Source organism: Paenibacillus humicola, assembly GCF_028826105.1.
Classification (GTDB): Bacteria; Bacillota; Bacilli; order Paenibacillales; family Paenibacillaceae; genus Paenibacillus_Z; species Paenibacillus_Z humicola.
In genome coordinates this window covers 2669245-2693384 of sequence record NZ_JAQGPL010000001.1, presented here as the reverse complement: position 1 = coordinate 2693384, position 24140 = coordinate 2669245, and the positions used below count along the sequence as shown (strand labels likewise).

20 protein-coding genes are annotated in these 24140 nt (G+C 58.0%); 4 read left to right on the top strand and 16 right to left on the bottom strand.

All coding sequences use genetic code 11. The features are described 5' to 3' along the window. Nucleotides 1–103 precede the first annotated feature (103 nt). From PD282_RS12475 to PD282_RS12435, 9 genes are all read right to left on the bottom strand, one after another. The gene (locus tag PD282_RS12475; protein ID WP_274651000.1) at nucleotides 104–1684 is read right to left on the bottom strand and encodes a hypothetical protein; all 1581 of its coding nucleotides are present in this window, start codon (nucleotides 1682–1684) and stop codon (nucleotides 104–106) included. Nucleotides 1685–1771: 87 nt separating this feature from the next. Next, nucleotides 1772–2290 carry a P-loop nucleotide/nucleoside kinase family protein gene (locus tag PD282_RS12470; RefSeq protein WP_274650999.1) on the bottom strand — a complete coding sequence of 173 codons (519 nt, stop codon included), beginning with the start codon at nucleotides 2288–2290 and terminating at the stop codon, nucleotides 1772–1774. Nucleotides 2291–2535: 245 nt separating this feature from the next. Beyond that, on the bottom strand, nucleotides 2536–3729 hold the full coding sequence (locus PD282_RS12465) for an MFS transporter (RefSeq protein ID WP_274650998.1): 1194 nt from the start codon (nucleotides 3727–3729) through the stop codon (nucleotides 2536–2538). A 33-nt stretch (nucleotides 3730–3762) separates the two neighbouring features. Then, a complete protein-coding gene (locus PD282_RS12460; RefSeq protein WP_274650997.1) occupies nucleotides 3763–4968 on the bottom strand; it encodes a GNAT family N-acetyltransferase in 1206 nt (401 codons plus the stop codon). A gap of 21 nt (nucleotides 4969–4989) precedes the next feature. Beyond that, complete coding sequence (locus PD282_RS12455) at nucleotides 4990–6306, bottom strand: 6-phospho-beta-glucosidase (protein WP_274650996.1); 1317 nt, start codon at nucleotides 6304–6306, stop codon at nucleotides 4990–4992. Beyond that, a complete protein-coding gene (locus PD282_RS12450; protein ID WP_274650995.1) occupies nucleotides 6303–7283 on the bottom strand; it encodes an N-acetylglucosamine kinase in 981 nt (326 codons plus the stop codon). Before PD282_RS12450 ends, PD282_RS12455 begins: the two co-directional genes overlap by 4 nt. A gap of 7 nt (nucleotides 7284–7290) precedes the next feature. After that, complete coding sequence (locus tag PD282_RS12445) at nucleotides 7291–8253, bottom strand: carbohydrate ABC transporter permease (RefSeq protein WP_274650994.1); 963 nt, start codon at nucleotides 8251–8253, stop codon at nucleotides 7291–7293. A 95-nt stretch (nucleotides 8254–8348) separates the two neighbouring features. Further along, entirely contained in the window at nucleotides 8349–9269 is a 921-nt protein-coding gene (locus PD282_RS12440; protein ID WP_274650993.1) for a carbohydrate ABC transporter permease, read from the bottom strand. Between the two features lie 85 nt (nucleotides 9270–9354). Next, the gene (locus PD282_RS12435; RefSeq protein ID WP_274650992.1) at nucleotides 9355–10746 is read right to left on the bottom strand and encodes an extracellular solute-binding protein; all 1392 of its coding nucleotides are present in this window, start codon (nucleotides 10744–10746) and stop codon (nucleotides 9355–9357) included. A gap of 277 nt (nucleotides 10747–11023) precedes the next feature. Between PD282_RS12435 and PD282_RS12430 the strand changes: the two genes are divergently transcribed. Continuing rightward, nucleotides 11024–11755: a GntR family transcriptional regulator gene (locus PD282_RS12430; RefSeq protein ID WP_274650991.1), complete on the top strand. Its 732-nt coding sequence runs from the start codon at nucleotides 11024–11026 to the stop codon at nucleotides 11753–11755. 176 nt (nucleotides 11756–11931) lie between these two features. Here the strand turns inward: PD282_RS12430 and PD282_RS12425 are convergent, their stop codons facing one another. Both PD282_RS12425 and PD282_RS12420 read right to left on the bottom strand, forming a co-directional pair. After that, nucleotides 11932–12654, bottom strand: coding sequence for a glucosamine-6-phosphate deaminase (locus PD282_RS12425; RefSeq protein WP_274650990.1), 723 nt, complete (start codon nucleotides 12652–12654; stop codon nucleotides 11932–11934). 35 nt (nucleotides 12655–12689) lie between these two features. Continuing rightward, a complete protein-coding gene (locus PD282_RS12420) occupies nucleotides 12690–14063 on the bottom strand; it encodes a family 4 glycosyl hydrolase (RefSeq protein ID WP_274650989.1) in 1374 nt (457 codons plus the stop codon). Nucleotides 14064–14249: 186 nt separating this feature from the next. Between PD282_RS12420 and PD282_RS12415 the strand changes: the two genes are divergently transcribed. Beyond that, complete coding sequence (locus PD282_RS12415) at nucleotides 14250–15164, top strand: helix-turn-helix domain-containing protein (protein WP_274650988.1); 915 nt, start codon at nucleotides 14250–14252, stop codon at nucleotides 15162–15164. A 143-nt stretch (nucleotides 15165–15307) separates the two neighbouring features. Here PD282_RS12415 and PD282_RS12410 read toward each other — a convergent pair whose 3' ends face one another. Further along, complete coding sequence (locus PD282_RS12410) at nucleotides 15308–16528, bottom strand: macrolide family glycosyltransferase (protein WP_274650987.1); 1221 nt, start codon at nucleotides 16526–16528, stop codon at nucleotides 15308–15310. A 100-nt stretch (nucleotides 16529–16628) separates the two neighbouring features. Beyond that, nucleotides 16629–17570: an aldo/keto reductase gene (locus PD282_RS12405; protein ID WP_274650986.1), complete on the bottom strand. Its 942-nt coding sequence runs from the start codon at nucleotides 17568–17570 to the stop codon at nucleotides 16629–16631. Between the two features lie 460 nt (nucleotides 17571–18030). On the opposite strand from PD282_RS12405, the gene PD282_RS12400 reads away from it, so the two are divergent. Further along, nucleotides 18031–18759 (top strand): DUF1259 domain-containing protein, encoded by a 729-nt coding sequence (locus PD282_RS12400; protein ID WP_274650985.1) that lies wholly within the window; start codon nucleotides 18031–18033, stop codon nucleotides 18757–18759. 99 nt (nucleotides 18760–18858) lie between these two features. Here PD282_RS12400 and PD282_RS12395 read toward each other — a convergent pair whose 3' ends face one another. From PD282_RS12395 to PD282_RS12385, 3 genes are all read right to left on the bottom strand, one after another. Continuing rightward, complete coding sequence (locus PD282_RS12395; RefSeq protein ID WP_274650984.1) at nucleotides 18859–20601, bottom strand: Rieske (2Fe-2S) protein; 1743 nt, start codon at nucleotides 20599–20601, stop codon at nucleotides 18859–18861. 99 nt (nucleotides 20602–20700) lie between these two features. Beyond that, nucleotides 20701–22038 carry an alpha-galactosidase gene (gene melA / locus PD282_RS12390; RefSeq protein WP_274650983.1) on the bottom strand — a complete coding sequence of 446 codons (1338 nt, stop codon included), beginning with the start codon at nucleotides 22036–22038 and terminating at the stop codon, nucleotides 20701–20703. Nucleotides 22039–22230: 192 nt separating this feature from the next. After that, nucleotides 22231–22740: a GNAT family N-acetyltransferase gene (locus PD282_RS12385; protein ID WP_274650982.1), complete on the bottom strand. Its 510-nt coding sequence runs from the start codon at nucleotides 22738–22740 to the stop codon at nucleotides 22231–22233. Nucleotides 22741–23321: 581 nt separating this feature from the next. Between PD282_RS12385 and PD282_RS12380 the strand changes: the two genes are divergently transcribed. Beyond that, nucleotides 23322–24104 carry an SDR family NAD(P)-dependent oxidoreductase gene (locus PD282_RS12380; protein WP_274650981.1) on the top strand — a complete coding sequence of 261 codons (783 nt, stop codon included), beginning with the start codon at nucleotides 23322–23324 and terminating at the stop codon, nucleotides 24102–24104. The last annotated feature ends 36 nt before the right edge of the window (nucleotides 24105–24140 follow it).

The window sequence follows — 24140 nt, the reverse complement described above, 5'->3', positions numbered from 1 at the left end:
CTTCATTATAAATATGGATTTTTCACTGTCCGTATTTGCTAAACAAATCCGTAAACTTCTGGCTCAACGTACAGAATGAGCTGAAATACACATTCCGCTTCCGTCACGCCAGCGTATCCAGCCCTTCGCGCCGGCGGTTTTCCCAGTAACGCAGGCGGTAAAGCTCCATCTCGCCGTCGACGGACAGCTGCGCGCTGCCGACATTTTGCACCTCGAAGAAAGGATTGCACTGCTTGTCCGGATACGCTCTCGGCTTCCAGCGCTGGTAATGATCGGTGATGTAATATTTGAAATTGACATAATCGTACACCACCCGCCAGCTTCCGATCAGGTTATATTCGGCATAGCCCTGCGGCCGCAGCCTGACGTTCGTCTTGTCGCTGCCGAACATTTTCTTTTTGGCGTAATTCAGCTTGTTGGCGGCTTTCCGGCGTTCCGCGTCCTCTTCGTCGCGGCTTTGCGAAGGGACGCCTCCGACCCAGCTTCCGAGCTCGGTCGTAATCAGCGAACGTTTGTCGGAGGTGGCCGTTTCCTGAAAGCCCCCCTGCACCCCTTTATCCCGCACGCCGTCCATGACGACGCTCGGAGCGCCCTGCTTCATCAGAAAATCCTCTGCATTTTTGGCGGTGTAATTTCGCGTCTTCGCTTGGCCGAAAGCCGGCTCGTTCCGGTTCATCCGGATATCCGGCAAATTGCCTTTATCGTCGATATGCCAGCTTCGCATCAGGCCGTAATGACCCTTCTCATACTCGCGCAGAACGGGAGCAAGCTCCGCTCCGTTCTCGCCTCCTCCGACCGCCGTACCGCGCTGCCTCAGCCTTCTCGGATCGGCAACGATTGAGCTGTTCGTCCGCCTCTCTTCATTCGGATCGGCACGCCGCTGTCGTTCGAACGGCGTATCGCCCCCCATCCCCGCGATATCGTTTTTGCTCATGGAGGCGTACTCCGCGCCAACGACCGAGTCTTCCTCGTGAATGAACTTGATCAGCGTTTTCACCACCTCCGGAACTTCGGCGTATGGAATCGGGATCGGTGCGGCCGACCATGCGTCGTTCCAGACGCCGCCCGCTTTCGCCAGCAGCTCGTCGTTCGTCAGCCCGTCGCCGGACAGCTTCGAATGCTCGCTCATCTTCTCTTCCTCGCTGCCGTGAGCGGCCGCATAAGCCTCGAATAACGCATTGAGCGCCGCAATCCACTCGTCTATCGCCGTTTTTGCGGGGGCATAACGGTTCGCTTTCGCTTCCGTTTTCACGAGCTCGAATTTCGTTTTTGCTTCTGCGATACGGTCGGACTCGAAGCCGGCGTCTTTGCATTTCTTGAGCAAGTCCCGGTGAACCGGAAGCACGCGCTGTTCGGCATAGCTTCTCAGCTCGCCGATCGCCTGGCCGGCGTAACCGGCGATCAGCGCCCGTTGAACGACCGTCTCCGATACGCGCTGAACGACGGGAATCACCCGCTGCATTTGCGCCGTTCGACCGTTTGAAGCAAATAAACGGGCTGCCGAACGATTGCCTATCGCCCGCTGCAAAAAGGCGACCTGCGCCGGTGCCGCCGGCAGCGAAGCGTTCATTGCCTGCCGGGCAATTCCGGCCTGCGCATGCGAAATGGGAGGAAGTGCGGATGCTGTCCGGTCTCCGGCAGCCGCAGACCGGTGTGCCGCCGCGTTTCTGTTTGTGCGTTCCATAATAAAGTGCCTCCATGGCTCATATCGGTAATCGTTCATCCGGGCTCGTTTTCCCCGGGGCCAATGTTCGAGAGCGGTGCCGCGAATTCAGCAGACTCGAAAAAAATCGGCATTCGTCAGCAGCAAATCCGCCGTTTCCTCCGGCAGCTTCGAGGTCGTATCGATAATAAACCTGCCGTTCTCGGGGGCGTTACCCAACTTGTCCAGCAAAAACAAGGAACGATCCAGGGAATCGATATCGCCTCTTTGGGTCAAGCGCTTGACGATCGTTTCCCGGTCAGCCGTCAGGACAGCGTAATTTACTTTCGCGTCTAGATCCGAAACGCCCTCGCAAAACCAGTTCAGCTCGTCCTCGACGACCAAATCGATGACGACGTTCAATCCGCGCCGAACAAAGTTGCGTGTCAATGCGAGCAGATTATCCCAAGCGAGACGGAGGCGCTGCTCCCAGTCCAGGTGAAGATCGTCTCGTACCATATGCAGGAAAATATCGCCTTCGATCCGTACGCAGGATTGTATTTTTTGTGCCAGCAGCTTGGAAGTCGTCGATTTGCCGACCCCGAGCGGTCCGGAAATGAGAAAAATGGTGTTTTGACTGTCGTTCAAACCGATCCCTCCTGTCGCCGTTTCATATTAAATGCGGATTACTTTTCGTCCTTCTCGTTTTGCCAAAGCCTATCACCTGTCCATTATATCGGAAATCGCTGGGCTGGTGTTTATCTCCGTTTGGGCCCGATTCCGGGCGGTGCCGAATAAAAAAAGGCCGCCCCGTTGCGGAGCGGCCCTGCCGGACAATGGAAAACCTTCGTTTCTCAACCGTACGTCAATAACCGAAACACCCTGCCGAAACCTTAAAGCTTGGCGGCAACCCCGCTCGCCTGCCTGGCCGAACGCAGGATCACCGTGCCGGAAAGGAGAAGCGAGACGGCGACCAGCACGATCGGGATGAAGAAAATGATGTGGCTCGTACCCTGCAGAATTTGGGGCAGGATATAGCCGACGAGCGAAGCGGTCTGCGTAATGAGCACGTACAGGCTTGCGCCGAAGCCCGTACGGTGAAGAAACATGCGCTGCACGTAGCCCATCGCAACGCCGTACAGGATCGAGACATAGAACGAGTTGATCGGCTGCGCGACGAAATAAAGCGGCAGCGACGTGCTGAAAGCATACAGCGCGTAGACCGCAATCGCGGCCAGGCTACCGATCCAGATGACCTTTCGGCTGCCGTATTTGGCGGCGGCATAGCCGGTAACGGTCATAAACAGCAGCTCGAACACCGCTTGGCAGCTCCATAAATACGACATCAGCTCCGGCCGACCGAACGTGGCGTTCACGACGAGCGGCAAATACAGGCCGCGGATCGAGTCGGCGCAGCAGAGCAGCAGAAGCGCCAGCAGCATCAAGTGGGAAAACGGCTCGCCGCCGCTTTTTTTCGCCGCGGTTAATCCGTCTGCCGGCACTTCCCGGAACAGAAGCAGCAGCACGCCGAGAACGGCGTAGCCGAGAGAGTTGCCCCACAGAACGCCGTGGAAGGAAAACCATAAATATACGTTCGCCCCCAGCAGCAGCCCGATAAAAAAACCGACGCTGAAGCCGGCCCGCAGCCAGATCATGGCCATTTCCGTGAGCGCCGCGTCCCCTTTGGACAGCCGGCTCCGTGCCATCGCAAACAGCTGGCCCATAATAAGGCCCGACGGCGCAACGGCGAGACACATGCCCAGCATCGCTCCCGGGAATGCATCTGCGCGCATGTAGATCTGCAGACCTGTAATGCAGACGACGATCGCCGCCAGCGGCAGCCCCTTGCGGTAACGCATCCGGTCGCTGAACAGTCCCGTCACCAGCGTCAGCGCCATATTGAGGAGCAGGGAGACCGCAAACACAGCGGCGATCTGCCCTTTCGACAGCCCGATCGAATCGCGCAGGTAGATCGCGTTCATCGGAGCCAGCATGCCGGTTCCGATGCCGTATGCGATCAAGGCCGAGAGGAGCGCAGGCGCCCCCTTCAGCCGGGTAAAGCTGCGCCAATCCTGCACCATGCTCATGAAAGCACCCTTCTCTCCACTCGATAAACAAGCTCAGAAATAATCGACGTTCCAGAAAACGTACGGACGGCCGGGAAATAACGCTTTCAGGTAATGCCCGGCCAATGAATCCGGCAGATCCAGAGCCGATGCTCCGTTGAGCAGCAGCTCGAGCCATTCCGAATCGCTAAGGCTGACAGCTAAATTATAACAGACGGAGCCGGTTACCGGAACGGCCTCGACGGTTTCCCCGTACAGGTGAAGCAGCGCCTCCTCCCCGCCGGCGGTAATGAGCAGCGAAACAGGCATCCCCGAAACGTCCCGCAAGCCGGCCTGCCGGATATTACGAGCAAGCTCCGGCGTAATTTTGTCGAGCGTCCGGGCAAGACCGAGCGCCTTCCACATGTTGCCTGTCGCCGTTTCGACGGCAGCGCCTGCGGGCAGAAGCACATCCTGCAGCGCATGGCCGGCCGGCAGGCCCGCGCGGACGGTTTCGGCGCCGCCTGCCAGCTCCAGCGCCCGGCTTAGCAGCGCCCGCACGGCATCCGTCGCATCCGGCTTGCAGCAGCAGTCGCCGATAACCAGCTCCCGGCGTGCCGTCCATTTGAACCGCAAATAAGCTGCCACTTCACCGGATGCTTCGGCAACCAGGAAATGCTCCGGTCGTACGGCCCTCCAGGCCAGCTGGCCTTTCCAATACCCCGGGGTCCGGACCATAGGGCCGATCATGCCGGCGGTCGCGTCATCGTACAGGCGCATCACCCGTTCAAGGTCCGCGCCTTCGAAAGGCCGGATGACATACGCGGACGGAAGCGCGAATTCCTCATTGGAGGATGCACGGCTAACGGACAGTGCCGGTTCCGGTATCGTATGCCAGCCGGCCTGCTCGTAGAACGAATGGATCCCGGTCATCAGAAGCGACAGGTCGAAGCCCTGCGCCCGCATATATTCGCTTATCCGGCGCAGGATCCGCTGCGCCAGACCGCGGCGGCGGAATTCCGGCCGCGTGGCGACGCTGCCGATCCCGCCTACCTTCAGCTCGGCCGAGCCCCATCGCATTCGGAACGGGAAGATTTGAATGGCCGCCGCCGGCGTGCCGTCCGCCAGCGCAAGCCACGTTGTCTCCATCCGGTATGCCGGATCGTAATCCAGCCGTTCCTGGAAAAAGGAGCGGTCTTCCGGAAAAACCGCTCCCCAGAGATCGTACGCCTGCTCCAGCTCGCCGCGATGAACCGCCTGGCGGATCTCGATCGTTTCCATCATGACTCTCCTTTCGTCCGGTCAGCTGAATTGCGGCAAATAGTCCTTATTCGTTTCGATAATTTCGTCCAGCAGCGCCTTGGCGACCTTCGCGTCGCCAACGAGCGGATGAATTGTCAGCGCCTGCAGCCCCGCATCGTAATCGCCTTCGCCCGCCGCCTTAACCGCCAGCTCCTCGTAGGCTTTCACCACCTGCAGCAGGCCGCGGACCTGCGGCGGAATCGGCGCCGCGATCTGCAGCGGATGCGCGCCTGCGGCATCGATCACGCAGCCCACCTCAACCGACACGTCGTCCGGCAGGAACGGTATAATACCGTTGTTGCGCACGTTTACGATCTGGATATCCTTCGTGTTGTTATAAATCGACTTGATCAGATTAACGGCCGCTTCCGAATAATAAGCGCCGCCCCGTTTTTCGAGCTGAGGCGGCTTGACCGCCAGGTTCGGGTCTTTATACATTTCGAACAGCTCCGCCTCCACGGCCTTCACATCGTCCGCGCGCGTCGTGCCTTTCTCGTCGAATTTTTTCTTCATATCCGCGTACATTCGGTCCTTCATATAATAATACCGGTGGTAGCTGCAGGGCAGGGAACCGACCGACCGGAGAAAGTCCGCGTCCCAGCCGAAATCGGGAATGTTCTTCATCGTCAGCCCGCTTGCTCCGGCCGCCTTGTTCAGCACCTCCCTGGTAATATCCGTACCGTCCACGGCGATGCGGGTCGTCCAGTTCAGATGATTGATCCCCATCATTTCGATATCCACCTTGCTGACGTCCACCTCGCACAGCTTGGCGATCTGCATGCGCGTGCCGATCGGAAGATTGCAAAGCCCGACCGTGCGGATGCTCGAATATTTCAGAACGGCCTCCGTCACGATGCCCGCCGGATTCGTAAAATTGATCAAAAACGCGTCCGGCGCCAGCTCTTCCATGTCTTTGCAAATCCCGAGAATGACGGGAATCGTTCTGAGCGCCTTGGCCAAGCCGCCGGCGCCGGTCGTCTCCTGGCCGATCAGGCCGTATTTCAGCGGAATCTTCTCGTCGCGCGAGCGTGCGTCCAGCATGCCGATCCGCATCTGCGTCGTGACGAAGTCCGCTCCGCGAATCGCTTCCCGCCGGTCGAACGTCAGGCGGAGATCGATCGGCACGCCCGCCTTCGCGATCATCCGCTGTGCCAGCGCGCCGACGGTTTCCAGCTTTTCGCGGCCCGCCTCGATATCGACCAGGTACAGCTCGCCGACTGGAAAAACGCTGTAGTTTTTGATGAAGCCTTCGATCAGTTCCGGTGTATAAGACGATCCGCCGCCAATGACGGCGACTTTGAGCCGCTCTTTTTTCATGATTTGTACCCTCCATACGCATTAAATTGTTCGATCATCGCCTCGGTAACGGGCAGCTGCAAATGGTCCATCGCGAGCAAAACCGCTCCGAACACCGGCGCCATTTGCGGAATGACGAGCTCGAAACGGTCGTTTTCCTTCGCGATCGTCTCGCGCAGGGCGGCCAGCAGATGCGGGTTCCTTCCTTCCTGCACGACGCTGCCGACAAGAACGATCGGAATCGTTTCGCCGTTGAAGCCGCCCAGTCTGCGGATGACCGAGTTCGCCCCGAGGCCAAGCTCACTGCCCGCCTCCCGGAGCAGCCGAATCGCCAGCTCATCCCCTTCGTCTGCCGCCTCGTGCAGCACAATGGCGAGGTCTCTCGGCACCGAATTGATATCGTAATCGAGAAAATGATTGTACACCTCTTCCATATCGGCAAACCCGAAATAGCGGGCGACTTTGTCCTGCAAAATCGAAGGCGGCTCGCGCAAATCCCAGGACCGAACGGCATAGCTGAACGCCTGATAGGCAAGCTCGCCGCCGCCCGTGCGATCGCCGAACAGCCCGCCCATGCCGCCGGTCTGCACGGTCAGACCGGATCGGCCGCGTCCCGCGGCATTGGTGCCGCTGCCGCATACGAGCACGACGCCGATATTGTCCGGGCTACCCGCCCGCAGCCCTTCGAACGTGTCGCAGACGATGTCGCTCCGCTTGAACGGGAGAGTCGCAATCGCGGGCCGTAAAATGTTGAAGTCCTTCTCCCTGTCCGCCCCCGCAAGGCCGTATTGGACGAACGCGATGTCTTCGTACCCGAGCCCCGCCTGCTTCAGCGCCATCTCGGCCGCCGAGCGGATGTTGGCCAGCGCCGTTTCGATACCTGGCCCCTGGTGGTTGCCCCGGCCGGATACGCCGCGGCCCAGCAAACGCCCGTTTTCGTCGGTCACGACGCTGAATGTTTTGCTGCCTCCGCCGTCGATTCCCATGATGTACGTCATGGCCTGCTCACTCCTTTACTCCGCCGGCCGACAGCCCGCCCACAATATAACGGTACAGGAACAGCGAGATGACGACCGGAGGCAGAGAAGCGATGAACCCGCCGGCCGTCATAAGCCCCCAGTCGATGCTGTGACGACCGATAAATTCGCGGATCGCCACCGGAAGCGTCTTGGCGGCCGCCGTCTGCGTGAACGCGCTGGCGAAAATGAATTCGTCCCAGGCGTTCAGCATCGTGAAAATGGCGGTGGCGGCGATGCCCGGCATCGAAAGCGGCAGGACGATGCGGAACATCGTGCCGAGGCGTCCATTCCCGTCCACGTAAGCCGCTTCCTCCAGCTCCTTCGAAATGGTCTGGAAATAGCCGGCCATGAGCCAAATCGCAAACGGCAGCGAAAAAGTCGTATACGCTACGACAAGGCCGGCAATCGTATCGAGCAGCGGCGGCGTCCGGTAAAATACGATGCTCGTGAACGGAATACCGATCGAGATTCCGTCGCGCATATTCATGTACATCGGCACAATGATGCTGATGGACGGCAGCAGCTGCATGGCGAGAATGACCAGCAGCGAGGTCGACCGGAAAGGGAAGTTGATTTTCGCCAGCGCGTAAGCCGCGAAAACGCCGATGAAAATCGTGAACGCCGTCGTCCAGAGCGCCACGTAGACGCTGTTGCGGATCGCGGCGGTGAAATCGGCGCCGGTCGTGCCTTGAAACAGCCGGACGTAGTTATCGATCGTCGGCGAGTGCGGAAGGAGCCTGCCGCTCATCAAATCGGTGGCGCTGCTGACCGACGACCCGAGAAAATACAAAAACGGCGAAAGCGTAAAAAGCGCCAGCAGGATCAGCCCGAGCCACAAATAAAACGGCGGGATCAGCTCGCTGCCGGTTACGCGGAACAGCATCGTTTTTAAGCTTTTGCGGTACAAAGCCGGCGGTGCCGGCGCAGTCGTCGCAAGCGGTTTTTCCATGTTGCTCCCTCCTCAGGCGTTTTTGAAAAAAAACGCGGCTTCGTAAGCTTCGGCTCAGGCGTTTTCGAAGAAAACGCGGCTTCGTAAGCTGTAGCTTAGGCGTTTTCCGCATTTTTCTTCAGCATGCGGATGTAGACGATGATCATGGCCAGAATGAACAGCGTGGAAATCCAGGCCATCGCCGACGCCCTGCCGAGATAGAAGTACCGGAACGCATAGTTGAACGTCAGGTACGACACCGACGTTTTCGGATCGGTGGAGAAAACGGTCAGGATGTCGTAGACGCGGAACGCCCCGATGATGCGCAGCACAACCGCGACGACGATCGCGGGCATCAGCTGCGGAATCGTGATGTACCGGATTTTTTTCCAAAATCCGGCCCCGTCGATGACGGCAGCCTCGTACAGCGAATTCGGAACCGCCTGCAGACCCGCCAGCAGCAGCAGCGTCATGTAAGGGGTCATTTTCCAAATGTCCGCGATGGACGCGAAGGTCATAATTTTGAAGGAGCTCGACATCCATACCGGATTATCGTTCGCGCCGAGCAGATGAAGGTCGTGCAGCATTACGGTGAACGCGCCGTACCCCGGCTGGTAAATCCAGTTCCACATGAGGCCGTTCACGAGCGTCAGCATCGCCCACGGAATGATGATCATCCCCCGGAAGAACAGCTGCCCGCGGAACGTTTGATTCAGCAGCAGCGCGCTGAAAAAACCGAAAATCAGCTCCGCAGCCACGGTAAAAACGGTGAAATACGCTGTGTTTCCCATCGATGTCCAGAAATCGCCCAGCTGAAAAATTTGGGTGTAATTGCGGAGACCGACGAATTCGACGGCCGAATTGTCCATCAGGTTGTATTTATAGAAGCTCCACAGCAGCGACTGCAAAATCGGCAGCACGAACGTTTTCATCAAAATGTACAAGGTCGGCAGCAGCAGGACGATGGCAAAAATGAAGTCCTTTCTGCCCCGGGGCGTCAACCTGTGTGCAAGTCCGCTTCGAATCGGCTTCTCCATATTCCCGCCTCCCATGCTCGCAAAAAGCGGTTAGGCCGGCTAACCGCTTTTTGGTTGTCATTACCTTCCGGTGTCCGGCGCAAAGTTATGCCGCTTCGGCCTTCTTGATTGCGTCGTCGATTTTCTTCGCCGCATCGTCCAGCGCCGTTTTCGGATCTTTATGTCCGGCCAGCGCATTGAACAATTCGCCGGAGAGAATGTCCGCCCACTCCACGTACCCGGGTCCGTTCGGACGATTCTCGCCGTACTGGAACTGCTCCAGTATTTTGTCGATCGTGTGGTCCTTGTCGGCTTCTTTGACCTTCGGATCGTCGTAAAGCGATTGGAGCACCGGGTAAACGCCGCGTTCCACGAAGTTCGGCTCTTGGAAATCCTTCGAAGCCATCCACTTCAGGAAGGCGAGCGCCGCTTCCTTGTGCTTGCTCGATTTCATGATGGCGATGCCTTCGGAGCCGGTAACCGCAGCGGATACGACGCTGCCTTCGCCGGGAAGCAGGCCGACTTCCGTCTGGCCGACGACCTTGGATTGCGACGGATCGTTCAGCACCGGAAGCGTGCCTTCCCAGTTGGACATCATGGCGATTTTGCCGGCCGCAAACGCTTTTCGGACGTCGTCCTCGCTCCACTGCAGGCTGGCCGGGTCAACCGTTTTGTCGACGTTGATCAGATCGGACATATACTGCAGCGCCTTCACGGCGCCTGCGTCGTTCACGTTGAGCTTGCCGTCCTGCGTGAAGAAGCTGCCTCCGAAGGAGTACACCATGCCGACGAAATCGCAGATCAGGCCTTCCGCCTGCTTCCAGGACCAGCCGGAAGCGTAGAGGCCGGCTTTCGTCAGCTTCTTGGAATCCGCCCGGAACTCGTCCCACGTCTTCGGCGGGGAGGTGATGCCGGCCTTTTTAAGCAGATCTGTGTTCCAATAAAAGTGCTTCGTGCTGGAGAAATACGGCATAGCCGCCAGTTTGTTGTTATACTTGACGGAACTGAGCGAAGATGGAGTGAAGCCTTTCTGGACGTCGGCCGGCACGACATTCGTCAGATCCTCGACAATATTCCCTTCGAGGAACTGGCCCGCCCAGATCGTATCCATTTCGGCAAGATCGATATCGGAGGAGTTCGCTAACGCTGCGGTTGTAATTTTCGTATAAAGAGAGTTGTAATCGACGCCGATGACGTTCAGCTTGATGCCGGTTTGGTCCGTGAACCGCTCCAACATTTTGGCGACGGTGCCGTCGTTGTCCGCGACGAGTATTGTCAGCTGCTCGTTTTTCAGGGCCGGATCGTCCGTTTTGCTCCAGTCCAGCGCATTCGGATCGGCGGCGGTACCGCCGGTTGACGCGCCCGTTCCGGAACCGCCGGTATCGCCCGCACTGCCGGTATTGCCGGCTTTTTTGGGGGCGGGAGCGCACCCGGCCACGATAACCAGTAACGAAAGCATGATGACAACCGTTTTGATGATCCCCTGCTTGTTTCGCATACAATCCCTCCAGCTGATTTTGTAATTACCTTTCGGCAAGATTATAGTTGTCGTTATAACAAGCTGTCAATAGATGAAAGCGTTTTATTTTAAGTTTAATGTTATTTTACCTAACATTATTTATTGAAATGACAATTATACGTTATGTTTTATAACATTAATATGGAGATTTCCCTTGATTTTTTCCCATCTAAAATTAATTCTAAGTTTTTTCATTGACGAATAGAACGAAAATGTCGTAAATTTGTAATTACAAGTTCAAGGGGTGTTGCAGAATATGGAGGAAAAAACGACGGCGCTCTATACACAGGTGAAGACGAAGCTGCTAGATGCCATCCAATCGGGCACCTATAAAGCCGGCGACAAGCTGCCTACGGAGCTGGAGCTTTGCGAGCTGTACCAGGTCAGCCGTACGACGATCCGGCTCGCGCTGCAGCAGCTCGACCTTGAAGGACGAATCCAGAAAATCCAGGGAAAAGGCACCTTTGTGATGAAGGGCAAAATTCCCCATCGCACGCTCGCTCCGATCATGAGCTTTCCCGATCATATGCAGCATTTGGGACGCCGTTCCGACAGCCGGGTGCTGGAAGCGATCGTCGTTCCCGCCGATTTGACCCTGGGCGAGCTGCTGCATATCGATCCGGACGCTCCCGTGACGAAGCTGGTGCGCCTGCGCATAGCGGATGACGTGCCGGTCGCTCACGAGGTCAGCTATATTCCCTGGTATCTTGGGCCGGGTTTGGCAAGCGACGACTGTACGGGCTCCCTGTTCAAGCTGCTGAGGGAGAAATACGGCCGCCGCATCGTAAAATCCGTCGAAACGCTGGAGCCCGTCATCCCCGAACGCGCCATCGCATCCCTGCTGAACATCGAGCCCGGCATCCCGACCTTCCTGATGAAGACGGTGACGTACCTGGAAGACGATACGCCGATCGAATACAGCCTGAGCTACCACCGGGGCGATACGGCCAACTTTATTATCGAACGGTATTATCCTCCCGAACAGTAAGCGCTTTCTTTTTTAGACGGCAAGGACGGCGGCCAAGGCTTACCTGTCGGCCGTCCTCCCTGCCCCCGAGTGCCGCTTCCCCTATGCCCTATCATCTGCACGGCGCACCATCTCTCGGCTAATGAGCTTTTCGCCGGTCGCCGGTTACCCGGCACAAAGACTTCTCTTGCTTTCCGTCAGAGCTCCGCAGCCGCAGCATCGTCCAGATAGAGGAATCCGCTCGCATGCCGCCGCACCAGACTTCCCGGCACCCTGCTTGTCACATCCCCATGGACGACCTTCCCGACGACAGGCGCCTTCTTCGCTCCGCTTGCCGCCAGCAGAACGGTGTCCGCTTCAAGCATGTGCCGCAGCCCGAGCGTGATACCTTTGTCCAAGCTGACCCGACCGGTAAAATATTTTTGCCCGACGGTCTTCGTCACGGCGTCAAGCACAGCGACGTGCGAGTAGGACTCAGGATCGGCGCCCGGCTCGTTCAGCCCGATGTGGCCGTTCATGCCGAGTCCTACATACATCAGATCGACGCCGCCCTTCGCGGCGACGATCTCGTCGATCCGCCTGCACTCCGCTTCCAGATCCTCCGCCAATGCATCGAAGAAATGGATGCGGGACTCCGGGACGGACAGCGGGGTGAAGAGACGGTCATACATAAAGCCCATGCAGCTCCCGTCGTCATGCCGTCCGATGCCGGCCCACTCGTCCAGCCCGACGAAGCTGCACCGGCTGCAGTCGAAGCGTCCGTCCCGCGCGAATTCAACCAGGCGCCTGAACGTTCCGGCAGGCGTTTCCCCTGCAGGAAAGCACAGGACGGCATCGGGCTTGCGCGCCACGTAATCCGCGATAAACTCGGCAATCCGCAGCGACATCTCTTCGTAATCCCTGCATATCCGGACTTCCACGTTCCAATCCCCTCCCTTCCGCATTTTTCCGGTCACTATTGAAGCGGCGGCAGGATATCCTTCTGCAGCTCGCACATTTCGTTGATCATCGCAATGGCATTGTTGTAGGTAGACACAGTCGGATCGAGCAGCACGGCCTGCAGCAGCTTGTTCCGCGACTGCTCCGTATACGCTTCGATCACGAGCTTGTGAATGGCCCCCTGCACGCGTATCATCTCGGTGATCGCTTCCGGCAGCGGTTCCATCGTCTTGGCATGAATGCCGCCGCCGTCCGCATAAGCCGGAACCTCCACGACCATATCCTCCGGCAGTCCTGGAATGCTGCCCCGGTTTGGCACGTTAACCGTCAAACCGTCCCTGCGCTGGCCGAATGCGATCGCCTCCACGATCGGAACCGCCTGCTCGTGCGACGGCTTCAGGTCCGCTTCGTCCAGGCTGAACGGCTTATGCACCTCGCCTTGCGCCTCCGGCTCCACAAACATCGGCTTTTCCTCCAAACGCGCGATCGAATAGACGAATTCCGGCACCGGGCCTTCCTTCCACGGGTTCTCGGTCTGCGGGTCGTAAAAATATTGCAGCCGCGTGCCGGCGAGAAATTCCTCGCTCCAGCGAATGTATTCGCCGATATGGTTCGTGCCGGGGTAAGGGTACAGCCCGTACGTCCGCAGCATCACCCTCGACAATGCAATTTCGTCCCAATGGGCGAGCCACGGGATATTGCGCTCGTTCGCTTTCAGCAGCGGGTACAAATCTTCGCCGGTACCTTTGCGCCGGATGCTTTGAAACCAGGCGAAATGGTTCAACCCGCAGGCGGCCGTCTCCAGCTCCTCCTCGGGAATCCGCAAAATCCGGGAAATCTGTTCCATTCCCATGCCGATGCCGTGGCACAGCCCGACGCACTTGACGCTTGTCAGCCGGGCGATCGCTTCGACGATCTTCGCTTCCGGGTTGGTGAAATTGATCAGCCAGGCATCCGGGCAAATCCGTTCCATCGCCCGCGCGATCTCGAGCATGGGCGGAAGATTGCGCAGCGTATGGAACATGCCGCCGGGTCCGCCGTTCTCTCCGAAAATTTGCTTGAAGCCGTATTTGCGCGGCACGTGGAAATCCTGCGACCAGTAGAAGTACCGGTTCTTCTCAATGGCGGTGATGACAAAATCGGCTCCCGCAAGCGATGTTTCCAGCTCGGTCGTCGAGGTTATCGCCGGGCTGCAGCCGAGCTTTTGCGCGACCTCCCGCGCATAGGCTTCGCTGTGCGCCAAGGCGCCGGCGGAGATGTCCATCAGGCAGAGCTCCGGCCCGGCTTCGGCGATCGGGCCGCTTAGTAAAATATCGCGGATGGTCAGCGGGGCAAACGACAGGCTGCCGGCTCCGATGAGCGTGATTTTCAGACGTTTCGACGAGGTCATGCGAGTCCTCCCTATTGGAAATTTTGCACACGGCTGTTTTTAAGGCAGCCGAAGCTCCTTCATGCGCTTACTCCTTTAATGTAGCATCGTTTTGGGCGAGGGGCCATTCCGATTTGATGCAAAATCCGGCAAAAAAATTGTATTTTTTGCACAGGCACTTCCGGGTATAATGGAGGCATGCGAAAGATGAAGGAGGCGGCGGGAACAATGTTCGAGGATACGTTCGACCGGCATCCGGTGCAGCGGGCGGACTATCACTTATCGGCGGACAAGCCGGTCGTCGCGTTCAACGACGTGTACCTGGACAGCCGGTCGGCCCTGTTCGATATGCATTACGACGTGGAAATCGGAATCGTCCGTTCGGGAAAAATGGTGCGCAAATATCCGGATTTCGAGGCGGAGCTCGGCCCGGGCGAGGTGTGGCTGTGCGGCGTGTGGGAGCCACATGGATTTCGGCTGAGCTCGGTTCCCTGCGAGGTATACTCGCTCGTCATCTCGCCCGAGTTTCTCGTCGGCGCCGAACAGGCGGGTTTTGCCGGGTTCGGGCCGTTCGCGATGGCGGCGGACAAGCGTCCCCGGATGCCTACGGAGTATTATGCGGATATGCTGCGCATCTGCGACAGGCTGCGCCCCGTCATCGACGACGAAGGAATGGACGCGCTGCGGTGGAAAAAGCTGTGGGTGCTCGAAATCCTCACGTACCTTACGCAGGGTTCGCCGGCTTCCGCCGCCGGGCGGAAATCCGCCGAAGCCGGGACGTACGCCGGTATCCGGCCGAGCCTGCAGCTGGTGCTGCGGTCGAAAACGCTCGTCCCCGCAAGCGAAGCCGCCCGGGCGTGCATGATGAGCACGAGCCGGTTCACCCGGCATTTCCGCGAGCTGATGGGGATCTCCTTCGCCAAGTTCGCGCTGCGTCACCGGGTGAAGGAAGCGGCCAGACAGTTGGCCGCAACCGACGATTCAATCAAGGCGGTCGCCGCCGAATGGGGGTTTACGGACACGAGCCATTTTCATAATTGCTTCGTCAGCCACTTTTCGGTCACGCCGAAAAAATACCGGGAGCTGCACCGATCGCGGCAATCCGGCGAAGAGTTCGAGTGAGTCCCGGCTAGAAATAGGCAAACCTGGCCGGTCGCCGAAAAAGCCGATAAACAAAAAGAAAGAAGCCAGCCCGTTTCATTCAGGCTGGCCTTCGTCCGAAAGACGCTTTACGCGGCTTCCTCTTAAACTTTTCGGCGCTAAGCTTATAAAGCCGATGCGTGTCTCCACTGCATAATCAAATCCGCCGCTTTCGCCGCGCCTCCCGCCTCGCGGAAGGAAGCCCCGATCTTTTCCGCCTGGCGCTTATAGGATGGATCGCTCAGCAGCTTCTCGGCCGTTTCGCGCAGCAAGGCAGGCGTAATCTCGTTCAAATTCAGCGCGATCCCCGCCCCCAGCTCGGAAACCCGCCGGGCGACCATCGGCTGATCCGCCGAGACCGGCGCGACCGCAAGCGGCGTGTCATAATACAGCCCTTCGCTGGAGCTGTTCATACCGCCATGGGTGAAGAACACGTCGGCGATCTGCAGCACGTCCAGCTGCGGTACATAATTCCGGACGATGAAGTTGTCCGGAATCGACGAAAACGCATGAATATCCGTGTTCCGGCCTACCGACATGACGATCGCCGCGTCCAAATCCTTGAACGCTTCGAAGCACATATCGTAATAAGCCTTCTGCTGATTGAATACGGTGCCCATCGACACGAAAACGACCTTGCGTCCTTTCAGCTCCTGCAGCGGAAGCTCCGGCGCATCCGAACGCGGCGCAATCGACGGGCCGACGAAATGAAACGAGCCGTCGAACTTATCGGCCTTCGGCTGAAAATACGTCGACGTATAAACGATGGTCATATCGACCGGATGGCTGACGATGCCCATCCGACTGTTCAGGAAGCTTAAATCCAATCCGTATTTGGCCTGGGCCCGTTCCACCCAATCCTTGATCTTAATTTGCAGCTCCGCAATTTTGTCTTCGGAGATCATGTTCCGCATCGGGCTTTCCCATTCGGGATGAAAAGCAAACGTCGTGCAGGAGGCGGCTCTCGGCAGCTTCAGCTTTTCGGCGATCATCCAGCCCGCCACGAGCACATGGTCGTAGACGACATAGTCGTACCGCTCCTGCTCGACCTGAGGCAAAATCCATTCGTACAGCTCAAGCGATTTCCGAAGCATGAATTCCAGGAACATAAGCGGATCCCTTTGATTTCCCGGCGTGCCGAGCCCGGCAATCTTGCCCGCCAGCTCCCGTTCCACAAAATCGTCGTACGTCCTTACGCTAGCTCCGGCCCCTTCCATCCGCGCTTTATATTTTTCCGCGCAGTAATAGGTAATCTCTTCTCCTCTGGCCGTCAGCTCCTTTACCAGTCCTACCGTCGGGTTTATATGTCCTTCGCCCGGAAAATTAATGAACAGCATTTTTCCCATGGCTATCACTCCCTTCCACCTTATGGTAATGCAAGGAAAAAGGGCGAGTCAAAGTGGACGGAGCAATTTATTCCATAAAATGGATGATGTCCGGAAATGTTCAATTTCCCGACACATGATCGATTCCCGCGAACATGTTTTGCAGCCGGGCAATGTCTTCCGCGGGGAGCGGTCCCCGGTTTGCCGACTCGATGTTGTCGGCCAAATGCTGGACGTTTCCCGTTCCCATCAGCACGGAATGGACGCCCGGCTCATGCCTGCAGAACCGGTAGGCCGCGTCGACGATGCTCCGCGCGCCGTCCGGCCGGACCAGGAAGCCGAGCGGGTCGCTGCGGTCCACGCCGCGTCCGTCCAGCAGCCCTTGGTCCGCCAGGCCGCCGATCAGCTCCGCCAGCGCCTCCGGCCGGGACAGTGCCCTGCGCACGGCGAACATATCGAGGATGCCGATATTTTTGGCCATGGCCGGCTTAAAGACCGTCTCCCGCGCGCTTTGATTCAGCACGCTGAAGCCGACCATCATCACGTCCCAGCAGTCGTCCTGCACCGCCCGAATCAGCGCACGATGGGACGGATCGGACACGAACCCTTCCGTAATGCCGAGGAAGCGGATTTTTCCTTTATCCCGCATTTTGATCATTTCGGGCACCAGGTATTGGCTGACGTAATCATAATCGTCCAGGCTCACCGCATGCAGATGGTAAATGTCCATATAATCCGTCTTCAGGTTGGCCAAGCTCCGGTCGACGCTTTTCTCGAAATCCTCCGGCCGCTTCAGCGCCTTGTTCTCGCGCAGGGAATATTTGGTCGAAATGAACACCGCATCCCGGCCGACGTGCTGCAGTCCCGCGCCGACTGCCGATTCGGTCCCGTAAGCCTCCGCCGTATCGATCAGATTAATCCCCCGCTCGACCGCCGCGCTCACAATATCCGCAGCATGCCGCTCGGTCTGCGCCGACCCGATCCCCAGCCGGCTGCTGCCTCCCGCGCCTAGACTGATAACGCTTACATTCAATCCGGTTCTGCCCAGCGTTACGTAATTCATACCCATCGCTCCCGTCTGATGAAAATCTGCCTGCATCAAGCTGTCTTTTGTTCGATATTGTCGGGCTTTCGGCCCGGTTTGTCAAGAATGCCCGCCTGATGGCGGCTGTCCGCCGATGCGCGGAAACAGCGGACTGCCGTTCGGTTTTGAATCGGCCTATCCATAAACAGACGGCCGCTTTCGTCATTTCTTGTTCCAAGCGTCCTTCAGCGGCACGGTGCGGTTAAAGACGAGACGCGATTCGGTCGTATCCTTCCCGTCCACGCAGAAATAACCATGGCGAAAAAATGTGTCAAACTGTTCCCATTTTTTATAAAGTTTAATCAGCCGCAAGCCTCCGGATATCATGCCCCGTTATTCATCCCGCTCGTAAAATTGCCGGCCTGGTAGACTTGTACCCTATCAAAATAGCAAATGACGCATAGTATATTCATATCTTCATAGAATAGGAGTTGATTGTTTGTCAGATTCGTCAATGATGCCCAGCGCCCTTTGCCGCAGCTTTGCCAGTATATTGGGAGGTACCGCCCAGGTACTAAACGGCGTATGCACGGTCACCAAGCTGAGAACGAATCTTCGTCCGTTAATTGAGGGCAGAAGAACCAATTCGGCGCTGGCGATCCCCCAGCTGTTTTCGTTCGAAGACCTGGACAGCCGGGGAAACGCGCTCAATTTGGGAGAAACGGTTATTCTACAGGAGGAAGTCAACCCTTTCATTACGCAGCTTCGTATGCGCGGCATTGAAGTTACCGCCTTCCACAACCATTGGCTGTTCGAAAACCCGCGGCTGATGTACATGCACTTCAAATCGGTCGAGCCGCCGCTTGAATTTGCTCGAAAAGTCGCCGCCGCCTCCAAAGTGTTGACGACAAGAACCGTTTATCCCACGCGTACGGAAGGCTCGTCCGGCACGAAAGGCACGCGCGGAACAAACGGCTCGGCAGGCATGAACCGCTCGCGCGGAACAAACGGCTCGGCAGGCATGAACCGCTCGCGCGGCGTAGGCGGATCGTTTGGCATGAACAATTCGCGCGGCTGCGCCGTATGCTCGGCATCGTCCAAGTCCGCGAAAACGAAAGCCGCTCCGAAAAAAAGCGCGAAAAGCAGATCCGTCGGCGCCAAAACGAAAGCCGCCGCGAATAAAGCCCGGATTCGCTCGGCCTCCAGCACAAAAAAACGGTCTCGCTAATTCGCCAGGCAGCAGCTCTCCGTCCAAAATGAAAGTCAAACAACCCGCGTGACCAGGCGGTCACGCGGGTTGTTTCTTTGCCGCTTCGGCGGCATGGAATTACTCATCCTCGAACAGCTTTTCCCCTTTATGGAGACGCCACGCGATCCGCGCCGTATGCGGCAGCTCGCGTGCGGTCGGGGCGTGCGCCGCCAAATAGCGCGTCGCCGCCAGCAGCAGCGTTTCCTGCGCTTTCGCCGCAAAGCCGTCCTTTCTTTCCGTCCATCGCTCGTATTCCGTAACCGCCGCCTCAAGCATTTGGAAGGAATGAAACTCCGCATCCTCCCTCAGCAGCGCGTGACCGAGCGTATTGAGAAGCGCGCCGCGGTCGCCGTCTGTTTGCAGGTAGGCGGAAACCCACGAGGCCGCTTCGCCCACCTGCTGTCGTTTATCCAAAATGCCGAGCAGCTCCGCAGTGTCGGGCGGGCTGTCCGGGACGGACGCCTTCGGTTTTGGCGCGGCCGGAACGTTCAGGAATCGGTCCAAATAGACGCTGACGGCGCCGTAATAGACGGCCCGGACAACAAGCGGATGGCTGCTGCGCCGCAGCGCTTCATGGACGGCATGCGCATAAGTGAACGTATGCAACACGGCGATCCAATCGCCGAAATCGTTCTGGGTGTGAAAGCGGCAAATCCGTTCCGCAGCCGCGAGCGCCACCAGCTGAGCGACATGCGCCGGCGAACCGCCTTCCTTGAGAATGACGGTGATGGCGGCAATCGCCTCCAAAGGCCGATCGCTTAGCACGAGCTGAACCAGCGCTTCCTCCTCCGCTTCGCCGATCGGCCTCGGGCCGGGGGCCGTCCCGCCGTCCAGCTCCCGGAACGCTTCCTTGACCGGGTCCACCAGATTCAGCGGCGCAAGCCAGTGATGCTGCTCCTCGCTCCGGACCGGATTGCCGAGCAGCGGCACGAGCGAAGACAGCACCTTTTCCCGCGACTCCGGCCCGGTCCATTCGAGCGCCTCGAATGCCTTGTTATGAAAATCGAGCGTATGCCCGCCGTCCAAATAGAAATGATCGGTTACCGCCGTCAGCATCATGTCCATCAGCTGCCCGGCCGTCTGGCCGCTACGGATCGCCGTAAGCAGAACGCGCTGCGCTCCCTGCGTATCCCGCACTTCAATGCAGCTGCGGTACCACTCGGTCAGCCGATCGGCCGAAAGCTCGCTCGTCGGCAGCGGACCGAGCAGATGGCGTTCCGCCCTGCCCGAGCTGCCTCTGGCAACGTGCTGCAGCCCTTGAAAAAGCGCAAGAATTTGCCCGTTTTGATCCAGGCGCGGCAATACGCGCGTCATGGCGGTCAGGATCGTCAGGCCCGAATTCCAGCCGCTTCCGTAAGTTGTGCCGAATTCGATGCCGACCTTGGCGATTTCCTCCGCCGGGACGCCGGATTCGATCAGTCCGACAACCGCTTTGGCGGTCACGATGCCGATGTTCTGCTGCAGCCCTTCCCGCAGGCGGGCAAAATATTTATCCGTTCCCGACGCTTTCTTCGGACGGGGATTCACCCACAGCCGTCCGTCGGCCTCCGCCACTTCGTGCGAGGGAGCGTCGTCCGCCCAGGGATCGAGCGTTCCTCCGCTGCATATGTCGAAACGGGCATGGTGCCAGTGGCAGGTCAAAATGCCGTCGCAGAGGGTGCCCATATGCAGCGGGAATCCGAGGTGCGGGCATCTGTTGTCCACCGCATACACCCGGTCCTCGTGGTAAAAGACGGCGATACCTCCCCGGACCACCTTCGGGCCCTGCTCCCGGAGCTCCGTCAACGTCCCGGCGTCAATCCAGTTTTCAAATGAACCCACAGCAAACCCTCCTTGAAAAATGGTATCGAAGGAATACGCGGAAGCAAGACCGGGAAAGCCGGGGTTATACGTATACAAGCGCGGCTCCCGTCTTCCTGGTTATTTGACCGCAAACCGGAGCGAATGTCCGAACTGCGGCAGCACCTCCTTGTTCGCCTCGAACATCTCGTCCACCATCGATTTGATTTCGGCCAGGCTGAGGACGGCGGATGTCAGCGGATCGTAGCAGATCGCCTGAAAAATTTTCCGCGGATCGCCGGTCAGGGCGCCTTCGATCGCCAGCTCCTCGATCCCCGCGCTCGTATTGACAAGCAGCGCCAGCTGAGGCGGAAGCGGCCCGACATGCATCGGGCTGAGCCCGCGCTTCGAAGCGAGCACGGGAACCTCGACGCAGCAGCCCTTCGGCAAATTGTCGATCAAGCCGAAATTGCGGACGTTGCCGTTAAACTCGAACATCGTATGGTCGCCGAATACCGCGTTGAAGATGTAAGAGGCATATTCGCTTCCCCGCTCCAGGCTGATCGGCGCGTCCCGCCACTCCTCCAGCTGTTTCGTCCAGTTCTTCTTGCGCGCGTCGCGATTGCGGAGCCCGAGCGCATGAAGGCCGGGGTTCCAGCCGGTGCCGTGCGTGCAGTATTTCTCGATCAGGTCGGGCCGTTTGCGGAACCAGGCGTTATATTCCGAGTTGTGTCCGCTCGATTCGGTCACATAATAATCCAGGTGCAGGAACATTTCGTTGCGCACCTGCTCCTCGTTGTAAATTTCTGGCCGGTTCTCGACCGCCTCCCGAATCAGCGGATACGCATCCTTGCCGTTCCATTTGTAATCCAGGTAAAAAGCCTGATGATTGATGCCGGCGCAAACGTACGTGATTTCCTCGAACGGAGCGCCGATCCAGCGGGCAAGCATAGCCGCGGTGCCCTGGACGCTGTGGCACAATCCGGTGACGTTGACCTTCGTTTCGCTCTGCATGACGCGGCAAAGCATCGCCATCGGATTCGTGTAGTTCAGGAAAATGGCGTCCGGGCAATATTGTTCAATGTCCCGGCAAATGTCCAGCATCACCGGCAGCGTCCGCAAAAACCGGAAAATGCCCGACGGTCCCCGCGTATCGCCGATGTTGATATCGACGCCGTATTTCATCGGAATTTCCAGATCGGACCGCCATACATCGACGTCATGGGACAAAATCGTGCAGAGCACGCCGCTGGCGCCATCCAGCGCCCGGGCACGGTCGGTCGTGGCCTCGACCACCGCCGGATAGCCGCCTTCCGCAATGATGCGCTGCACCATTTGCTTCGCGTATTCGAGACGAACCTCGTCGACGTCCATGAGCGAAATCGTGCAGTCGGCAAAAGCGGGAAAGGTCAGCAGATCCCGGACCAGATTTTTCGTAAACACCATGCTGCCGGCGCCAATGAAGGCGAATTTAGCCATTCGAACCATCATCCCTTTACTCGTTTTTTCCTTGCGGCAAGGAATCCGAATGTTCGTGAATTTGCAGCCGCCAAAGCCGGCTGCCGGTCCTCGCGAATGTTGGAAAGCGCTTTCCAAGCATACCACAAACCGCCTGACGGTTGCTGGCGGTTCTTGTCGAAGCCGATCGTCCGGCATGAAATGTCGTCATGTTTAAGTGAGCCGAAGAACCATATAATCCTCGTCCCAGTATTGATTCCCGGCCTTCAGGGAACGGGGCTCGTGACCGTACACGGCGAATCCGGCGGCCGCATACAGCCGTTTGGCGGCTTCGTTGTCCGAAATGACGGAGAGATTGAGCTGCTCGACCCCGCCGAGCCGCCTGACTCTTGCAGCCAGCTCCCTGATCAGGGCGGCGCCGATACCTTTTCCCCGCCGTTCGGGAGCTACGTACATCGCCAGAACGCTGCCCTTATGCCTCGCTTTCAAAGGCGCCTCCCGGACGAACGTCACCATCCCGGCCAGCTCGTCTCCGATAAAAGCGCCCAGCGTGAACCGGTCATCCGTCACCGTTAAATTTTCCCGGAACCGTTCCAGCGGTTTCTCCCGTTCAACCTCGAACGTCGTCAGGAACGCTTCGGGGTTTTCCTTCAGGGACCGCAGCCGCAGCTCGCGGCAAATTTCCGCATCCGAAGGATGGAGTAAGCGGATGTCGAAGTCCATAATTAACCCCCTTAATTAAATTGCTTAATGGCATTAATAAGGATGAATTCACAATGAGCACTAATTGCGGCATATTTTTTTCCCTAGCGTAAGATTAACAGAAATCATGAATCGGCGGGAGGCAGATTATATAATACATCTTAGCGATTGAAAGCCTGCCCCGGATTACTTTTCTCAAATAACGGTATATTGGCGGTAAAATTTATTGCTTTCCCACTATTCGGGAAAATCATCGGTATAATATAGCGGGCGCTTTTACCGATTGTTGGGATGTAAAGCATTCGGTTTCGATTTCGTGTGCTTGGGCGTGAGGATTTGTTACTTTGCTGGAGGGAAGCCTTGCGGCCCTTACCAAAACCCGCGGAAAGCGCTATAATCAAGAGCAAGCCATGAAAGCGATGCCAAAGCCGATGCTTACCAAGAGGCTTGTCGCTATGCGGTTCAGGACAAGTTTCATTTTTCATCCCGAACTTATTCGAAATGCGATCGGCGGGCAACCCCGGGCATTGCGGGTTATCCGGTTACTCCTGACCGCAGCGTTCTAAATCATAGGAAAATATGAACCGTAAGGAGCTGCAACGATGTTTGATTTGAAAAATAAAACGGCCCTCGTCTCAGGGGGCAGCCGCGGAATCGGCAAGCATATCGCGCTGGCGCTGCTCGCCGAAGGCGCAAATGTACTCGTCGGCAGCCGTTCGGAGGAGGAGCTGCACGCGTTCGTCCGGGAGGCAGGCAGCCCCGCTCTTGCCGGCCGGGCGCTGGATGTCCGCGACCGCGCGAGCGTACGCGAATTCGTGCAGTTTGGCCTGTCGCGGTGGGGGCAGATCGATATTCTCGTGAACTGCGCCGGCGTCAATTACCGCGTCCCGGCCGAAGATTATCCCGAAGAGCAGTGGCTCAACGTGATCGATATCAATCTGAACGGCGCCTACCGCATGTGCCAGGAGGTCGGCCGGCATATGATCGAGCGCAGGAGCGGCAGCATCGTCAACATTACCTCCATGATGTCCCATGTGACGACGCCCAACCAGTCCGCTTACGCCGCTTCCAAAGCCGCGCTCGCCCAATATACCAAACTGCTTGCCGTGGAATGGGGCAAATACAACATTCGGGTGAACGGCGTCAGTCCGGGCTATATCGTCACGGAAATGTCCAAGGACGTGCTGCTTCAGCCGGACTTTCAGCAGCGGATCGTCGACAAAACGCCGCAGAACCGGCTTGGCTCGCCGGGCGAAATCGCCGATGCCGTCGTCTTCCTCGCGTCCGGCCGGGCGACGTTCATTAACGGCCACGTGCTTGCCGTCGACGGAGGCTTCCTGGCCGGCCATCCTTCGATCTACGTCAACCCGAAGCCGGAAGCTTGAAGAAGAGCCGCTCATTGCGGCTCAGCGATTCAGGCT

Excerpts from the sequence above, each read along its gene's own strand:
- melA (WP_274650983.1), bottom strand. The coding sequence starts at position 22,038 with ATGGCTAAATTCGCCTTCATTGGCGCCGGCAGCATGGTGTTTACGAAA.
- PD282_RS12460 (WP_274650997.1), bottom strand. The coding sequence starts at position 4,968 with ATGGAAACGATCGAGATCCGCCAGGCGGTTCATCGCGGCGAGCTGGAG.
- PD282_RS12440 (WP_274650993.1), bottom strand. The coding sequence starts at position 9,269 with ATGGAGAAGCCGATTCGAAGCGGACTTGCACACAGGTTGACGCCCCGG.
- PD282_RS12385 (WP_274650982.1), bottom strand. The coding sequence starts at position 22,740 with ATGGACTTCGACATCCGCTTACTCCATCCTTCGGATGCGGAAATTTGC.
- PD282_RS12465 (WP_274650998.1), bottom strand. The coding sequence starts at position 3,729 with ATGAGCATGGTGCAGGATTGGCGCAGCTTTACCCGGCTGAAGGGGGCG.
- PD282_RS12455 (WP_274650996.1), bottom strand. The coding sequence starts at position 6,306 with ATGAAAAAAGAGCGGCTCAAAGTCGCCGTCATTGGCGGCGGATCGTCT.
- PD282_RS12475 (WP_274651000.1), bottom strand. The coding sequence starts at position 1,684 with ATGGAACGCACAAACAGAAACGCGGCGGCACACCGGTCTGCGGCTGCC.
- PD282_RS12420 (WP_274650989.1), bottom strand. The coding sequence starts at position 14,063 with ATGACCTCGTCGAAACGTCTGAAAATCACGCTCATCGGAGCCGGCAGC.
- PD282_RS12410 (WP_274650987.1), bottom strand. The coding sequence starts at position 16,528 with ATGGGAAAAATGCTGTTCATTAATTTTCCGGGCGAAGGACATATAAAC.
- PD282_RS12435 (WP_274650992.1), bottom strand. The coding sequence starts at position 10,746 with ATGCGAAACAAGCAGGGGATCATCAAAACGGTTGTCATCATGCTTTCG.
- PD282_RS12430 (WP_274650991.1), top strand. The coding sequence starts at position 11,024 with ATGGAGGAAAAAACGACGGCGCTCTATACACAGGTGAAGACGAAGCTG.
- PD282_RS12415 (WP_274650988.1), top strand. The coding sequence starts at position 14,250 with ATGAAGGAGGCGGCGGGAACAATGTTCGAGGATACGTTCGACCGGCAT.
- PD282_RS12380 (WP_274650981.1), top strand. The coding sequence starts at position 23,322 with ATGTTTGATTTGAAAAATAAAACGGCCCTCGTCTCAGGGGGCAGCCGC.
- PD282_RS12445 (WP_274650994.1), bottom strand. The coding sequence starts at position 8,253 with ATGGAAAAACCGCTTGCGACGACTGCGCCGGCACCGCCGGCTTTGTAC.
- PD282_RS12405 (WP_274650986.1), bottom strand. The coding sequence starts at position 17,570 with ATGAATTACGTAACGCTGGGCAGAACCGGATTGAATGTAAGCGTTATC.
- PD282_RS12450 (WP_274650995.1), bottom strand. The coding sequence starts at position 7,283 with ATGACGTACATCATGGGAATCGACGGCGGAGGCAGCAAAACATTCAGC.